Annotated in this window: 14 protein-coding genes; 6 read left to right on the top strand and 8 right to left on the bottom strand. The window is 70.9% G+C overall.

Annotated features, from left to right (window positions below; genetic code table 11):
- Positions 1 to 127 precede the first annotated feature (127 nt).
- From meaB to ABD235_RS26560, 3 genes are all read right to left on the bottom strand, one after another.
- A complete protein-coding gene (gene meaB / locus ABD235_RS26550; protein WP_344178927.1) occupies positions 128 to 1,084 on the bottom strand; it encodes a methylmalonyl Co-A mutase-associated GTPase MeaB in 957 nt (318 codons plus the stop codon).
- Positions 1,084 to 1,392 (bottom strand): hypothetical protein, encoded by a 309-nt coding sequence (locus ABD235_RS26555; RefSeq protein WP_344178929.1) that lies wholly within the window; start codon positions 1,390 to 1,392, stop codon positions 1,084 to 1,086. The genes meaB and ABD235_RS26555 overlap by 1 nt, the downstream gene beginning before the upstream one ends.
- Positions 1,393 to 1,736: 344 nt before the next feature.
- A complete protein-coding gene (locus ABD235_RS26560) occupies positions 1,737 to 2,975 on the bottom strand; it encodes an acetyl-CoA C-acetyltransferase (protein ID WP_344178931.1) in 1,239 nt (412 codons plus the stop codon).
- A 408-nt stretch (positions 2,976 to 3,383) separates the two neighbouring features.
- Here ABD235_RS26560 and mce point away from each other — a divergent pair, with 408 nt between their 5' ends.
- The 6 genes from mce (at position 3,384) to ABD235_RS26590 (ending at position 11,352) form a co-directional block, all read left to right on the top strand.
- A complete protein-coding gene (mce, locus tag ABD235_RS26565) occupies positions 3,384 to 3,815 on the top strand; it encodes a methylmalonyl-CoA epimerase (protein ID WP_344178933.1) in 432 nt (143 codons plus the stop codon).
- Between the two features lie 264 nt (positions 3,816 to 4,079).
- Positions 4,080 to 4,988: an anti-sigma factor RsbA family regulatory protein gene (locus ABD235_RS26570; RefSeq protein WP_344178935.1), complete on the top strand. Its 909-nt coding sequence runs from the start codon at positions 4,080 to 4,082 to the stop codon at positions 4,986 to 4,988.
- A 167-nt stretch (positions 4,989 to 5,155) separates the two neighbouring features.
- Positions 5,156 to 6,487, top strand: a complete 1,332-nt coding sequence (gene ccrA, locus ABD235_RS26575; RefSeq protein WP_344178937.1) for a crotonyl-CoA carboxylase/reductase — start codon at positions 5,156 to 5,158, stop codon at positions 6,485 to 6,487.
- A gap of 292 nt (positions 6,488 to 6,779) precedes the next feature.
- Complete coding sequence (locus tag ABD235_RS26580; RefSeq protein WP_344178939.1) at positions 6,780 to 8,774, top strand: coiled-coil domain-containing protein; 1,995 nt, start codon at positions 6,780 to 6,782, stop codon at positions 8,772 to 8,774.
- Positions 8,771 to 10,429 (top strand): AI-2E family transporter, encoded by a 1,659-nt coding sequence (locus ABD235_RS26585; RefSeq protein ID WP_344178941.1) that lies wholly within the window; start codon positions 8,771 to 8,773, stop codon positions 10,427 to 10,429. The genes ABD235_RS26580 and ABD235_RS26585 overlap by 4 nt, the downstream gene beginning before the upstream one ends.
- Positions 10,430 to 10,455: 26 nt before the next feature.
- Positions 10,456 to 11,352, top strand: a complete 897-nt coding sequence (locus tag ABD235_RS26590; protein WP_344178943.1) for a GNAT family N-acetyltransferase — start codon at positions 10,456 to 10,458, stop codon at positions 11,350 to 11,352.
- Positions 11,353 to 11,419: 67 nt separating this feature from the next.
- Here ABD235_RS26590 and ABD235_RS26595 read toward each other — a convergent pair whose 3' ends face one another.
- The 5 genes from ABD235_RS26595 to ABD235_RS26615 form a co-directional block, all read right to left on the bottom strand.
- Positions 11,420 to 12,244: an FG-GAP repeat domain-containing protein gene (locus ABD235_RS26595; RefSeq protein WP_344178945.1), complete on the bottom strand. Its 825-nt coding sequence runs from the start codon at positions 12,242 to 12,244 to the stop codon at positions 11,420 to 11,422.
- Positions 12,245 to 12,445: 201 nt separating this feature from the next.
- Positions 12,446 to 13,135, bottom strand: a complete 690-nt coding sequence (locus ABD235_RS26600; protein ID WP_344178947.1) for a PIG-L deacetylase family protein — start codon at positions 13,133 to 13,135, stop codon at positions 12,446 to 12,448.
- Between the two features lie 63 nt (positions 13,136 to 13,198).
- Positions 13,199 to 13,963, bottom strand: coding sequence for an alpha/beta fold hydrolase (locus tag ABD235_RS26605; RefSeq protein WP_344178950.1), 765 nt, complete (start codon positions 13,961 to 13,963; stop codon positions 13,199 to 13,201).
- A 13-nt stretch (positions 13,964 to 13,976) separates the two neighbouring features.
- Positions 13,977 to 14,276 carry a hypothetical protein gene (locus ABD235_RS26610; protein WP_344178951.1) on the bottom strand — a complete coding sequence of 100 codons (300 nt, stop codon included), beginning with the start codon at positions 14,274 to 14,276 and terminating at the stop codon, positions 13,977 to 13,979.
- Between the two features lie 63 nt (positions 14,277 to 14,339).
- Complete coding sequence (locus ABD235_RS26615) at positions 14,340 to 15,728, bottom strand: M28 family peptidase (protein WP_344178954.1); 1,389 nt, start codon at positions 15,726 to 15,728, stop codon at positions 14,340 to 14,342.
- Positions 15,729 to 15,734: the final 6 nt, after the last annotated feature.

A 15,734-nucleotide genomic window follows, 5' to 3' on the forward strand; every position in this document is an offset into this window, starting at 1 on the left:
ACGTCCGATGTGCGCTGCGCACGGCGGGGTGCGCGGCGTAGGGCGGGTGCGCCGTACGGCGCCTGCGTAGTGTGCGGCGGGTGCGACGTACGGGCGTGGGGTGTAGGTGGCGGTCGCTGGGGCGCGGTCAGAGCGCGGAGATGAGTTCGTCGGCGGCTGAGTACGGGTCGGTGGCGCCGGTGGCTACCTTGGCGGCGAGGACGTCCAGGCGGGCGTCGCCGTGGAGGTGGGCGAAGCGGGAGCGCAGGGAGGTCATGGCGATCGCCTCGATCTCGTCACGGGCTCGGCTTCGGCGGCGGTCCTCCAGTACGCCGGACGCGCGCATCCACGCGAGCCGGTCCTCGATCGCCGCGACGACCTCGTCGACGCCTTCGTTGCGGCTCGCAACGGTCTTCAGGATCGGCGGGGTCCACGCGTCGGCGTCGCGCTCGGCCAGCGCGAGCATCGCGCGGAGGTCGCGGGTGACGTTCTGCACGCCGTCGCGGTCGGCCTTGTTGACCACGTAGATGTCGCCGACCTCGAGGATCCCGGCCTTGGCCGCCTGGATGCCGTCGCCCATCCCGGGCGCGAGCAGGATCAGCGTGGTGTCGGCCATCCCGGCGATCTCGACCTCGGACTGACCGACGCCGACGGTCTCCACGAGGACGACGTCGAAGCCGGCCGCGTCGAGAACCCGCAGGGCCTGCGGGGTCGACCAGGCCAGCCCGCCCAGGTGCCCGCGGGACGCCATCGAGCGGATGAACACGCCGGCGTCCGTCGCGTGGTCCTGCATGCGGACGCGGTCGCCGAGCAGGGCGCCGCCGGAGAAGGGCGATGAGGGGTCAACGGCCAGTACGCCGACCCGCTTGCCGGTCGCGCGGTACGCCGAAACCAGCGCCGAGGTGGACGTGGACTTGCCCACCCCGGGCGAGCCGGTGATGCCGACGATGTGCGCTTGCCCCGCGTGCGGCGCGAGTGCGGCCATCACCTCACGCAGCAGCGGCGACTCGTCCTCGACCAGCGAGATGAGCCGGGCGACCGCGCGGGACTCACCGGCCCGGGCGCGCTCGACCAGTTCGGCGACAGGCGGCGTACGACGTGACATCAGGTCAGTATCGGCTGAGTCGGGGCGGCAAGAGGCAGCCGGGTCGAAGCCGGAGTCCGGGTCAGCAGTGGCATTCCGCCCGAAAGCTGCGCCGGTACGGCGGTCAGCATCCAGGTCGGAACCCGAGCCGAGACGGGGCTCAGCATGCCGAACAGCCGAAGTCGGCTGGCTCGCAGCGCGGGCTTGGACGACAACGGCGTCGCCCGAGCCGACACGGGGCTCAGCATGCCGAACAGCCGAAGTCGGCTGGCTCGCAGCGCGAGCTTGAACGACAACGGCGTCGCCCGAGCCGACACAGGGCTCAGCATGCCGAACAGCCGAAGTCGGCTGGCTCGCAGCGCGAGCTTGAACGACAACGGCGTCGCCCGAGCCGCCGTGTGCGGCAGCTCGGATGGGTGCTGCGGCTGTGCCGCGATCCTCGGCCTGCCTGGACGTCGCTTCAGCGCGGTGGAGGCCGGGGTGACGGAGATCGGAGCACCCGAGACGGCTGCGGGAGGCGCCGACGCAACGGGGCTCGATGCGGCTGAGGTCGGCCGGCGATTCGGCTGGCCGTCCCACAGCGCACTCAGCGCCCGAGACGGGGCCGCGAGCGGCGCCCGGGACGGGAGCTGAGTGGGCGTTGGGATTGGCATGCGAAGCGGCCGGGGGCCGGTCAGTTGTTGGTCGGGACTCGGACGATCAGGGCGTCGCCCTGGCCGCCGCCGCCGCAGAGGGCGGCTGCGCCGGTGCCGCCGCCGCGGCGCTGGAGCTCGAGGGCGAGGTGGAGGACCAGGCGGGCGCCGGACATGCCGATCGGGTGGCCGAGGGCGATGGCGCCGCCGTTGACGTTGACCTTGTCGACGTCGACGTTGAGCTCGCGGGCACTGGCGATGCCGACCGCGGCGAACGCCTCGTTGATCTCGATCAGGTCCAGCGACGCGGGGTCGATGCCCTGCTTCGCGCAGGCCTTGGCGATCGCGTTCGCGGGCTGGTTCTGCAGCGACGAGTCCGGGCCGGCCACCGAGCCGTGGGCGCCGATCTCGGCGATCCAGGTCAGGCCGAGCTCCTCGGCCTTCCGCTTGCTCATCACGACGACCGCGCAGCCGCCGTCGGAGATCTGCGAGGCCGAACCGGCGGTGATCGTGCCGTCCTTGCCGAACGCCGGGCGCAGCCGCGCCAGCGTGTCGACCGTGGTGTCGCCGCGGATGCCTTCGTCGGTGTCGACGACCAGCGGGTCACCCTTGCGCTGCGGGACCTCGACCGGCACGACCTCGTCGGCGAACACGCCGTTCTTCCAGCTCTCCGCGGCCAGCTGGTGCGACCGCGCGCTGAACTGGTCCTGCTCCTCGCGGGTCAGCTTGAGGCCCTCGTTGTTGGCCTGGTCGGTCAGCGCACCCATCGCCTGGTCGGTGAACGCGTCCCACAGCCCGTCGTACGCCATCGAGTCGACCAGCGTGGTGTCGCCGTACTTGAAGCCCTCGCGCGACTTCGGCAGCAGGTGCGGCGCGTTGGTCATCGACTCCATCCCGCCGGCCACCACTACGTCGTACTCGCCGGCCCTGATCAGCTGCGAGGCCAGGGCGATCGCGTTCAGGCCGGACAGGCAGACCTTGTTGATGGTGATCGCGGGGACGTCCATCGGGATGCCGCCCTTGACCGCGGCCTGGCGGGCGGCGATCTGGCCGGCGCCGGCCTGCAGCACCTGGCCCATGATCACGTACTCGACCTGGTCGCCGGTGATCCCGGCCTTCTCCAGCGCACCCTTGATGGCGAACCCACCGAGCTCAGCTCCGGTGAAGCCCTTGAGACCGCCCAGCAGCCGCCCGATCGGGGTCCTGGCGCCGGCGACGATGACGGTTTCGCTCCGCGAACTAATCGAGTCAGCGTTCTGCGAGCTGGTGGTGTCAGACATGTCTGTCACGATACCTGCGACGGCACTGGTACGCCTGTGTCGATCAGGTCACACGGCGCCGGTACTTGGCGCTCGCGGTGGTCGGCCGTTCAGCGGCGGAACGCAGTGTCCGTGGGAGTTTCGCGCCGGTCAGCCTGGTGCGGGTCCAGGCGATCAGCTGCTCTTCGGTGAGTGCTCCTGAATCTGTGCTCGCGTGGTGTGGAGGGCGTCCGCTGCAGCTGGGACCGGATGGTCTCATAGGGGCCTTAGGCAAGGGTTGTGAGGACGGCCGCCTGGCCGGCGCGGGCCGGGACCAGGACGGGCGGAGCACCAGCTGGTAGATGCCGTGGGTCACACTCATCGGGTCGTCCGGTGTCGCATCCGCCACAGACGTTGGCATCCGGCGCCCGGGCAGGCCATCTTGGTCGGATGGAGCCCGTGACCAAGACTCTCTTCGAGGCGATCGACCACGTGGGCGTCGCCGTTGCCGACTTCGACGAGGCCGTCCGGTTCTACGCCGAGACCTACGGCATGACGGTCGCGCACGAGGAGATCAACGAGGAGCAGGGCGTTCGCGAGGCGATGCTGTCGGTCGGCGACTCGGGGTCGTCGATCCAGCTGCTCGCGCCGCTGTCGGACAGTTCGCCGATCGCCAAGTTCCTGGACCGGAACGGCCCGGGCATCCAGCAGCTCGCCTACCGCGTCAGCGATCTGGACGAGGTGTCGGCGATCCTGCGCGAGCGCGGCGCCCAGCTCCTGTACGACGAACCACGCCGCGGCACCGCCGGCTCCCGGGTCAACTTCATCCACCCGAAGTCCGCCGGCGGCATCCTCGTCGAGCTGGTCGAGCCCGCCCGCTGAGCCTGACTCCCCAGGTCGTCGGCGAGCGCCGACGCCCACCACTGATCAACCTCGCCCCGGCGGCCGGAGCTCCACCACTCAGCTATCCGCCTCGCCGACCGGAAAGCGCCCGTCCCCAGGCGGGGTCGGCAGGCTACGCGACAGCTTGCTGAGTGGTGCGCGTCCGCTGACTCAAACGTTTTCGCATGCTGACTGTCAGTGAAGTTCTGGCCAAGACGCGCGGCTCCTGGTCACAACCCGTGAGTACGGGGCTAATCTGATGAGGTGCTGAAGGACAGCGCTCCTGATCGTCACCGCCCCGTCGCATCGGGGTTCCAGCACGATGCCTTCGTCTACACCGATGAGGAAGACTTCGTCCGGCAGACGAGTGCGTTCGTCCAGGCCGGCCTGGACGCCGGTGAGACCGTGGTCGCCGTCCTCCCGGAGGACCGCAACAGCCTGCTGCGCAAGGCGCTCGACGGCGTCGCCGACCAGCTGATCTTCCTCGACATGCGCCAGGTCGGACGCAACCCGGCGCGGATCATCCCGCTGTGGCGCCGGCTCCTGGACCAGGCGCCGGACATCCCGATGCGCGGCCTGGGCGAACCGGCGTACGTCGGCCGCTCGCCCGCGGAGCTCGAGGAGACCGCGCTGCACGAGTACCTGCTGGGCGTGGCCTTCACCGAGTACGCCGGCCGGTTCCGGCTGCGCTGCCCGTACTCGGCCGAGCTCGGCGTCGATCCCGCCGGCCTGCATCCCGACGAGCCGGAGCGCGGTGCGGACGTGAGCTTCCGGCACCCGCTGCCCGCCGTACCGGTCGGCGCGCAGCGGCAGGAGTTCGGCATGGGCGACCTCAACGCCGTACGACGGCGCGTGAACCTCGCGGCTCGGTCCGCGGGGCTGAACGACGACCGGATCGACGACCTCGAACTGGCGCTGCACGAGATCTGCACGAACAGCGTCCGCTTCGGCGGCGGCCGCGGGACGCTGTCGTGGTGGACGGCCGGCGGCGAGCTGATCTGCGACGTCGCCGACGGCGGCCGGATCGACGACCTGCTGGTCGGCCGGGTATTGCCGCCGGTCGACGGGCTCGGCGGGCGCGGCGTCTGGCTCGCGAACCAGCTGTGCGACCTGGTCCAGGTGCGTTCGGGTGCGACCGGTACGCAGGTCCGGCTGCACACCCGCGTGCGCTGACGCCGTACTGACATCGAAGGACAGCTCGGCGATAAGACCACTGCGGCCGGTGGACTGAAAAAGTGACGGTGGTCTCACCGAGCCCGAACTGTGTCACGCAGCACAGCGACCCGGGCATACTCGGCGGTAAGTTCCGCTCACCCGACCGCCGCTCCAGGAGGTATGACGTGAAGCAGATCCTCGACGCGATCCTCGCCGGCGACAGCGCTGCCGTTGGTGGGCTGGACGTCCCGGACCACTACCGCGGGATCACCGTGCACGCCGACGAGACCGGCATGTTCGAGGGCCTGGAGACGAAGGAGAAGGACCCGCGCAAGAGCCTGCACCTCGACGACGTCCCGACGCCGGAGCTCGGCCCCGGTGAGGCGCTGGTCGCGGTGATGGCCAGCGCGATCAACTACAACACGGTCTGGACGTCGATCTTCGAGCCGGTCTCGACGTTCTCGTTCCTCAAGCGGTACGGCAAGTTGTCGCCGCTGACCGCGCGGCACGACCTGCCGTACCACGTGGTCGGCTCCGACCTGGCCGGCGTCGTGCTGCGGACCGGCCCGGGCGTCAACGCGTGGAAGCCCGGCGACGAGGTCGTCGCGCACTGCCTGTCGGTCGAGCTGGAGTCTCCCGACGGCCACAACGACACGATGCTCGACTCGGAGCAGCGGATCTGGGGCTTCGAGACGAACTTCGGCGGGCTGGCCGAGATCGCCCTGGTCAAGTCGAACCAGCTGATGCCGAAGCCCGCGCACCTGACCTGGGAAGAGGCCGCGTCGCCCGGGCTGGTGAACAGTACGGCGTACCGGCAGCTGGTCTCGGCCAACGGCGCGAACATGAAGCAGGGCGACGTCGTGCTGGTGTGGGGTGCGTCGGGTGGGCTCGGTTCGTACGCGACGCAGTTCGCGCTGAACGGCGGGGCGATCCCGGTGTGCGTCGTGTCGTCGCCGGAGAAGGCGGAGATTTGCCGGGCGATGGGCGCCGAGCTCATCATCGACCGCAACGCCGAGGGGTACCGGTTCTGGTCGGACCCGACGACGCAGGACCCGAAGGAGTGGAAGCGGTTCGGCGCCCGGATCCGTGAACTGACCGGCGGCGACGACCCGGACATCGTGTTCGAGCACCCTGGGCGGGAGACGTTCGGTGCTTCGACGTACGTCGCTCGTCGTGGCGGGACGATCGTGACGTGCGCGTCGACGTCGGGGTACATGCACGAGTACGACAACCGGTACCTGTGGATGAACCTGAAGCGGATCATCGGGTCGCACTTCGCCAACTACCGCGAGGCGTGGGAGGCGAACCGGCTGATCGCGAAGGGGATGGTGCACCCGACGCTGAGCCGGGTGTACGCGCTGGAGGAGACGGCCCAGGCGGCGTACGACGTGCACCGGAATCTGCACCAGGGGAAGGTCGGCGTGCTGACGCTGGCGCCTTCGGAGGGTTTGGGTGTGCGGGACGAGGAGCTGCGGGCGCAGCATCTCGAGGCGATCAACCGGTTCCGGGACAAGTAGGCCGGTCTTGCTCGCGGTGGGGTGTTTGCGGGGGCGGCTCGGGTGAACGAGGGCGAGGCCGACGCCCACCACTGATCAAGCTCCCGGCGAGGCGGGGATTTCGACGGTTGCAGGCGTGAGGTGCGCTGCGGCGCCGTGGTTGGACGGTGGTGGGCGTCGGTCGACGCGTGTGAGGGGTGATCGTCGGGCGGGTCCGGGGCGGGGCGACCGGCGCCGGTTAGGTTTGTGGGCCTGGGGTCTGACAGGCTTACGCTGGGGGATTCATCCGCTCCGCCAGAAGGGACACTCAGGGATGGGCGACGAGTCGAGCCTGCCGTTCTTCGACCGTACGGCGACCGCGGCCGGGGGATTCCCCGTCGCACGCCGTGGGTACGACAAACACGCGGTGGACGACTACGTCCGCGCGCTCGAGGCGCAGCTGGCCGAGGCGCGGAGCAAGGCGGAGGAGTTGCAGGCCGGCGCCGCGCCGTTGCAGAAGCAACTGGACGAGGCCAAGCGGCAGCTGGAGGCGAGCGCCAACCCGTCGTACGCGGGGCTCGGTGACCGGGCCGCGCAGATCCTGCGGCTCGCTCAGGACCAGGCGTCGGAGGCCCTCGAGGAGGCCCGGCGTGAGGCCGACGAGCTGCGGTCGACGGCGAACAAGGAGGCCCTGGCCGCTCGGGCGACCGGTGAGCGCGAGGCGCAGGACATCCGGACCGTCGCGCTGAACGAGGCCGACAGCATCCGGCGGACCGCCGAGGGCGACGCCGCCGAGATCCGCCGGACCGCGGAGACCGAGGCCAACGAGGTGCTGCAGGCCGCGCGGCGCAAGGCCGAGCAGCTGCAGCTGACGGCCGAGTCGCAGTCGAGCACGCTGAAGAACGGCGCGCTGCACGAGGCGGAGAAGATCCGGACCGCGATCCAGCGCGAGTCGGCGGCGCTGCGCGCGCGGCTGGCCGACGAGCGGGAGCAGCAGGCCAAGGAACTGGCCGACAAGCACCAGCAGATCGCGGCCGACACCGAGAACCTGACGACCCAGATGAAGGAGGCCGCCGAGGCCTCCGAGCGGCGGGTCGCGGAGGCGACCGAGCAGGCCCGCAAGATTCGCGCCGAGGCGGAGGAGTCCGCCGAGCGCACGCTGACCCGTGCCCGGCGCGAGGCCGAGCAGGTGCTGACCGCCGCGCGGACGCGGGCCGAGGCGGAGCTGGCGAGCTCGGCGGACGAGGCCGAGCGCTCGCGGACGCTGGTGGCTCGCGAGACCGAGCGGCTGGCGAAGCGGCGCGACGGGATCCTGGCGCAGATCGCCGGGCTCAACGACATCGCCAGCAACATCGCCCGGCAGGCCGCCGAGCTCGACTCGGAGACGGCCGCGCCGACGGCGTACAACCCGTTCTCCGCTCCCCCGGCGAGCGCGTCGTTCGGCGGGTACACGCCGCCGGCGACCACGTACGACGCGCCGAGCAGCGACGCCTCGACCTCGTACGACCGGCCGGCGGAGAGCAGCTCGTACGCCGCTCCGGCCGCCGGTTCGACCGACGCGTCGAGCAACTCGTACGACGCCGCCGCGAATTCGGCCGGCGCCAAGGACGCGAGCACCTCGTCGGCGCGTCCGTTCGCCCGTGAGTCGGACGCGAGCCCGTTTGCGGCTGACAAGTCGGACTCGGCTTCGGGCGCCGCGGCGAGCTCGTTCGGGGCCGACAAGACTGACTCGGCTTCGGGTGCAGCGGCGAGCTCGTTCGGGGCTGACAAGGCGGATTCTGCGGCGGACGACTCGGCTTCGGGCGCGGCGGCGAGCCCGTTCGGGGGCGACAAGGCGGACTCCTCGGCGAGCCCGTTCGCGGCTGAGAAGGCGGACGACGCTTCGACCGGTACGACGGCGAAGCCGTTCGCGGCCGACAAGTCGGCGAACCCGTTCGCCGCGGAGGCGAAGAGCAACCCGTTCGCGGTCCCGTCCGGCGACGCGGCGTACCCGGTGGACTCGTCGTACAAGGCTCCGGGCGACAGCTCGTACCCGGTGGACTCCACCGGCGACGAGCCGCAGAGCTTCACCGGGCGGAGCCCGTTCGCCGGGCCGGACGCCGGTACGGCGCGGGTCGACGAGACCCGGATCGACACCGCCCTGCGGGTCGACCCGGCGCTGCTCGACGACGCGAAGGACAGCAAGCCGGCCGACGAGCCGAAGGACTCGACCAAGATCGACGAGTTCCGGCTCGACGACCTGACGGCCGAGGAGACCCGGATCACCGGGGACAGCCCGTTCGCGCCGAAGGACCGCAAGAACGACGCCGCCGACAAGGACAAGAAGTGACGCCTGCCGGCGACGACAACTCCACAGAAGACAGCAAGACCCCAGCGCCGGGCCCGGCGGGCGCAGGCCCGTCGGGCGCGGACCCGGGTGCATCGGGCGCGGACCGAGCGGGCTCGGGTCCGGCAGGCACGGGCGCCGGTGCGTCGGGCGCGAGCGCCGTTGCGTCGGGCGCGAGCGCCGGTCCAGCGGGCGCGGACCCGGCCGGTGCGGGTGCGGACCCGGCGGGTGCGGGTGCGGACCCGGCGGGTGCGGACCGAGCGAGCGACGGCTCCGCCGCGCAGATCGCGGCGGTGGAGGCTGCTGCGCGTGAGGCGAAGGCGGCGGCCGCCGAGGCTGAGCGGGCGGCCGAGGACGCCGACAAGTCGGCGGACGAAGCCGACGACTCGGCGGAGCAAGCAACGGGCGCGGCTGAGCTGGCAACCGGTGCGGCGCAGAAGGCGGACGTGTCCGCGGACCAGGCCGACGACTCCGCTGACGAGGCGGAGCTGTCGGCCGGTGTGGCGCGCGAGTCCGCGAGCGTCGCGCGGAGGTCGGCGCAGGACGCCGAGACCGACGACAACCTCGCCGGGCAGCTGCTGATGGACGAGCGGCACCCCGACGAAGGCATGGGCCGCCCCGGCCCGCCGATCAGACGCTCGAACCCGTTCGTGTTCGGCTTCTTCGCGGCCCTCGGCGTACTGGTCGCCTGGGGCCTGTGGAACGCGCTCGGCCAGGCCCGATCGGTCCTGATCCTGCTGATCGTCTCGATGTTCATCGCGGTCGGCCTGAACCCGCTGGTCGAGTGGTTCATGCGCCGCGGGCTCAAACGAGGACTGTCCGTCGGAGTCGTCTTCCTGCTGATGGTCCTCGCGGTCGCCGGCGTCGGGTTCGCGATCGTCCCGGTCGTGACCGACCAGATCAACGGCCTGATCAAGAACGCCCCCGACTGGCTCGACCTCCTCAACAACTCCAAGACCCTGGACGAGCTGGACAAGCGGTACCAGTTCATCGACAAGGCCAAGGACTACATCCAGGACCCAGCCCTCGCCCAGCGCGCCTTCGGCGGCGTCCTCGGGGTCGGCAAGGTCGTGGCGAACGCCCTGTTCTCCGGCTTCACCGTCCTGATCCTGACGCTGTACTTCCTCGCCTCGCTCCCCACGGTCAAGCGCGCGGCGTACAGCCTGGTCCCGGCCAGCCGCCGCAAGCGGGTCTCGATCCTCGGCGACGAGGTGCTCGGGCGGGTCGGCGGCTACGTCAGCGGCCAGTTCCTGGTCGCGTTGTGCGCCGGGTTCTTCATGTTCGTGTTCCTGGAGATCGTCGGGCTCAACCAGTACGCCGTGGCGCTGGCGATCGTGGTCATGTTCACCGCGTTCATCCCGATGGTCGGTGGCCTGATCGGCGTCGTCCTGGTCGCGGCGATCGGCTTCACCGACGGGCTGTGGGTCGGCGTCGCCTGCCTGGCGTACGGGATCATCTACCAGCAGATCGAGAACTACGTCGTCGCGCCGCGGATCATGCGCCGCGCGGTCGACATCCCGGGTGCGGTCACGGTCATCGCGGCGCTGCTCGGTGGCGCGCTGCTCGGCGTCGTCGGCGCGCTGCTGGCGATCCCGACCGCGGCCGCGGTGCTGCTGATCATCCGCGAGGTCTGGGTCCGGAAGGCCGACGCGTCCTGAACGTGCCCACGGCAACGGACCTGGCGGTGTACAGCCTCACCGCCCAGCACCCGATCACCCGCACGTGGGTCGCCGACGACGTCCGTCTGAAGTTGCTCGCCGAGCAGCACGGGATGGACGTCGTCCTGGCGACCGACCTGGGCATCGCGACGCAGCGCGCCGAGCGGTTCGCGCCCGGGCAGCCGCCGGAGCTGCTGCTCAACCGGTGGACGGCGGTCGGCGACCTGCACGCGATGCTGAGCATGCGGTACGAGGGCGGCGACGCGGCCAAGCCGTTCGTCGACGCCACTCCCCTGTCGCGGGCGGTCCGCACCGACGATCTGCCCGCGCTGGCGCAAGCGGCCACGGCAGCGTACGGCGTACTGAAGCCCAGGTACGTCAGGCTGTGGAGCGCCGCACCCATCGGTCAGTTCCCGAAAACAGGTGTCGACCGGCGCTTCATGGCAGGGCTGGTCAGTGAACTCCGCAACCACCTGAAGGTCCCGGCCGAACTGACCTTCGCCCAGGCGACCAACCTCGACAACTACCCCCGCGCCGTCGCGGCGTACGAAGCGATCGACCAGGCGCACCCGAACCACCCCGACCAGGCCCGGATCGAGACCGCCGAAGACCTGGCCGAGTCGATCGAGGCGGGCCTGCTGTACGACGTACTGGTCGACGGCCAATGGGCCGGATACGTCGGCGCGCACGTGAACGACGAGACGCTCGGCCTGCCGGCGTACGTCGTCCAGGAGTTCATCCTCGACCCGGCGTACCGCGGCCGCGGCTACGGCCGCTACCTCCCGGCCCTGCTGGCCAACGCACTCCCGGACGACCGGCCGATCCTGCTCGGCGTCATCCACGCCGACAACCGCTCCGCGCTCGAGGCGGCGAAAGCCTCGGGCCGGATCGACATCGGCGGCTGGTTCCAGCTCCCGCTCTGAAGACGCGAGCGACCGGCCCAGCACCGAGTCGCAGGCCGGCGTTGCCGGGGCCGGCCTGCGACAGGGATCAGTCAGTCACCTGGTAGCGGATGTACCAGGTCCCGTTGCTCGGACGCCACACGGTGTGATCGGTGATCGGGTCGCCGAGGTAATCGCCGGGCAGCGGAACGTCGTCGGCCACTCCCCACGTGACGGTCGTCCCGCCGCGGACCAGCCACTGGCCGGTGGACGGACGGAACACCACGAGATCGGTCTTGGCATCTCCGGTGAAATTCGCGGGTGCGGGGAGATCGCCAGGCTCACCCCAGACGATCCCGGCGGCTGAGCCGCGGACGAACCACTGGCCGCTCGACGGACGGTACACCGCGACATCGGCGTGACTGTCGCCCAGGTAGTCGGCCGGAACCGTCGCGTCGCCGGCGGTTCCCCAGGTGATCGGCCCCACCGAACTCTGGACGTACCAGACGCCGGTCGACGGACGGAAAACCGCGGCTTCGGCGGCCGGATCGCCGACGTAGTTGGCCGGAGCCGGAATGTCGTGATTCTCACCCCAGACGAATTGCCCGACGCCGCGGATGTACCAGAACCCGTTCGACGGACGGAACACGGCAATTTCCGCTTTGCCGTCACCGGTGTAGTCGGCGGCCACCGGGATGTCCCCGGCCTGGCCGAACTGAACCGGCGCGGATCCGCGGACGTACCAGGTGCCGTTGCCCGGCCGGAAGACCGCGAGCTCGGTTCTGCTGTCCCCCGCGTAGTCTCGCGGCACCGCGATGTCGCCGTTCTGACCCCAGACGACGGCCTGGGTGAGGACTCGGGTCGACGTACCGGCCGCCGGCCCGGCCTGGACAGCCGGAGCCATCCACGCGGAGGCACCGGCCAGAACAGCCACCCCTGAAACCAATGATTTGTAACGCATAGGGCATTTCCCCCTGGAGATCGGCGGCGCAATTGCCGTATTCCCCAGCCCCCCGGCGCACCGCCACGATTAGTCTGCGGGACTTAGCGCCATCGTTTGCCCGCACTACCCCCGAGGCAAGTGTTCAAACCCGGAATATCCGGAATATCCGAAAAAGGCGTTGCCTGGAGTCCGTCACGCCGACAGTTTGCTCACCTGCGGACCGCTGGGATCGAAGACCGCGCACGCGCGCGGGTAGCCCGCCTGGCATCCGCGCATCGTCATCAGCGCCGTGTAGTAGTCGATGTGCCGGAACCCGTCGGTCTCGCCCCGCGCGAACGCCTGGTGCCGGATCGCGCTCACCCACCGGTAGAACGCGTCGTCCGGGATCGGCACGTACGACGTCGGCGCGAAGTCGCGCAGGTCCTCGGCGTGCTCGGTGTGCAGCAGCATCCGTACGGCGTGCCGCGGCAGCTCGTGGTCCATCGGCAGGTCGGCCAGGTAGATCGCCCGCTCGACCACCCGCGCGGTGTGCTCGTGGTCGCGCTGCGAGCTGTGCCGCCAGTGCGTGATCACCGTGTCCGGCTGCTGGTCGCGGATGATCGTGGCGAGCTCCAGCGCGACGTCGTCGGTGTCGGGCAGGAAGCCCTCGCTGTACCCGAGCACCATGAAGTCGGCGCCGATCGCGGTCGCGAACGCCTCGCCCTCGGCGACCTTCTGCTGCCGGTACTCCGCCGGCGAGAGCCGCGGGTGACCGCGCTCCCCCGGCGTCAGCGCGACGATCGTCGCGTTCGCGCCCTCGAGCACGAGCTTGGCCAGCGTCGGCCCGGCCGACAGGTCCATGTCCCCGATGTGACCGCCGACGGCCAGGACTGATCGGTGCACCGGCAACCTCCCGCTCGCGTCTGGGTAGAAAGTTACCTAGACCCTACGCGAACGGTCAATGAATCACGCCAGGAACGGCGTCAGCACCGCGAGGAAGTCGTCCAGCCGCTCGGCGTGCACCCAGTGCCCGGCCTCGGCGACCACCTCGTACCGGACCTGCGGGAACAGCGCCTCGATGGCGGCCCGGTGATCCTGCTGGACGTAGTCCGACTTTCCGCCGTAGACGAACAGCGTCGGGCCGTCGTACGAGCCGGTGATGCCGTCGGGCCAGCCCGAGATCCCCGGCAGATTCGCCTCGATCACCTCGAGGTTCGGCCGCCAGCGGGCGCCCTGGTCGTCGAGGATCAGGTTCTGCAGCAGGAACGCCCGCGTGCCCGGCGTCGGTACGGCGGCCGCGAGCTGCGCGTCGACCTCCGCGCGGCGCTGGATGTTCGACAGGTCGGCGCCGCGCATCGCCTGCGTGTACTGCTCGAACTGCGGCGGGTACGCGACCGGCGCCGCGTCGACGACGACCAGCCGCTCGACCACCTCAGGGTGCGTCAACGCGGTGAGCATCGCGGTCTTGCCACCCATCGAGTGCCCGACCAGCGCGACCGGACCGACGCCGAGCGCCTCGATCGTCTCGCGGACGTCCCCGGCCATCTCCGGGTACGTCATCGTCGGCACGTGCTCGGAGGTGCCGTGGTTGCGCAGGTCGAGGGCGAAGACCCGGTGCGACGCGGCCAGCCGGCGGGCGGCGGTCATCCAGTTCCGGCCGGAGCCGAACAGGCCGTGCATCACCACGACCGGCGTACCGCTCTCGCCGTACGACGTGACAGGAAGCTTCATCCGGAAGGCCTTTCTAGCGGCGGCGTTGCCAGCAGGTGGTGTGCCAGTGCCGGCGCTCGTCCAGGGACTGGGCGCCGCCGATCGCCGCGAGCAGGCTCGGGTTCTCCGGCCAGACCACCACGTGCGGGGTGTTCGGCAGAATCGTCTGGTCGCAGCCCGGGCAGCGGTACGCCTTGGTCGACGCCGTACCGCTGACCCGCCGGACGATCCAGTCACCGTCGAGGCGGCTCTGCCGTTCCTGGGTACCACCGAGCAACGGCCGGTCACTGACCGGCCGTGTGTGCTTGGAGGGCTTGCGCCGACGAGGTGACATGTCGCCTCAAGGCTATCCGCCGACGCACGGCCCTCCGCGCACGGGCTCTGCGCACGGGCCGGCTCAGCGGCGCCGGGCGACGGAGTAGGCGGCGGTGCCGATCAGCTCCATCGAGACCTTGAGGCGTTCGAGGCTGACGTTCTTGGCGATGGTGTCCTCCGGCGAGTGGTACGGCGGTTCGAGCAGCGCGGGCGACGACTCACCTCGCCAGGAGAAGTTCGCGGCGGCGATGCCGACCTCCTGGAACGACTGGTGGTCGCTGGCTCCGCGGGTGACCGGGCCGACCAGCTGCGCGTCGTACCCGAGTCTCTGGCCGGAGGCCCGTACGGCGTCCGTCGCGGTGTTGGGGAGCCCGTCGAAGGAGAGCAGCCAGTAGACGATCGCCGGGTCCCAGCTGGTCGCGACCATGTCGTTCTGGAACACGGCGCGGTAGCGGTCGCGCTGGTCCTGCGCGAGCTGCGCCACGTGGTAGCGCGAGCCGATCAGGCCCTGCTCCTCCGAGCCCCACAGCGCGAACCGCAGCGTCGCCTCGGTCGGCAGCTTCGCCAGCACACGCGCGAGCTCGAGCGTGAGGACCGTGCCGGAGCCGTCGTCGTTCGCGCCCGGCGCGCCGATCACCGTGTCGTAGTGGCCGGACACCATCACGATCGGCGGGTTGCTGCCCTTGCCGCGGCGTTCGCCGATCACGTTGTTGGAGATCAGGCTGCGGTGGGCCGTCGTACCGATCGACAGCGGCAATGACGTCACCACCGCGAGCGCCTCCCGCAGGAGTCGCTTCTGGACCTGCGCCACGCCGATCACCGGGATCGGCGCGTCCGTCAGGCCGCTCGGCGCGAAGGCGGACGCCCGGCGCGGGAAGACCTGATCCGCCGGCAGCAGGATCACCGCGACGGCGCCACGCGCCGCGGCCTCGGCGACGAAGGCAGGCCGGGCCGCAGCCGTGTCATCAGCCAGTACGACGGCGCCGGCGACATCCGCCGGCCAGACCGGAGCCGTCGCGGGCCCGACGTCGCGCGCCGGACCCTGAACGGTCACGTTGAGCTTGCCGCCCGGCGCCGCGCCCGCCTGCCAGCAGATGTCGTCCGGCAGCACGTTGCGCAGGTCGCCGATCTGGGCGGTGAACTTGTCCGCGACCGGGAACGGTTCGAGCCGGGTCCGGTAGCCGAAGCGGTCCAGCTGGCCGGCCAGGTAGTCCGCGGCCCGCTTCTCGCTGACCGTGCCGCCGATCCGGGGGCCGATCTGCTCGGACAGCACCTTCAGGTGCTGCAGGGCGCGGTCCGAAGAGATCTGCTGGACCACCTGCCGGTCGTACTTGTCCAGCGCGGGCGGGCGGACCGCTCCGGGCCGTGGATCGTCGGCAGCCCACGCAGGCGTCGACAGGGCGGTGGCGGCGGTTGCGCCGGCGACGGCTCCGAGCAGGCCGCGACGACTCAAACCGGACGTGTCGGTCATGCAGGT

It is taken from the genome of Kribbella lupini (assembly GCF_039529595.1).
GTDB classification, from domain to species: Bacteria; Actinomycetota; Actinomycetes; order Propionibacteriales; family Kribbellaceae; genus Kribbella; species Kribbella lupini.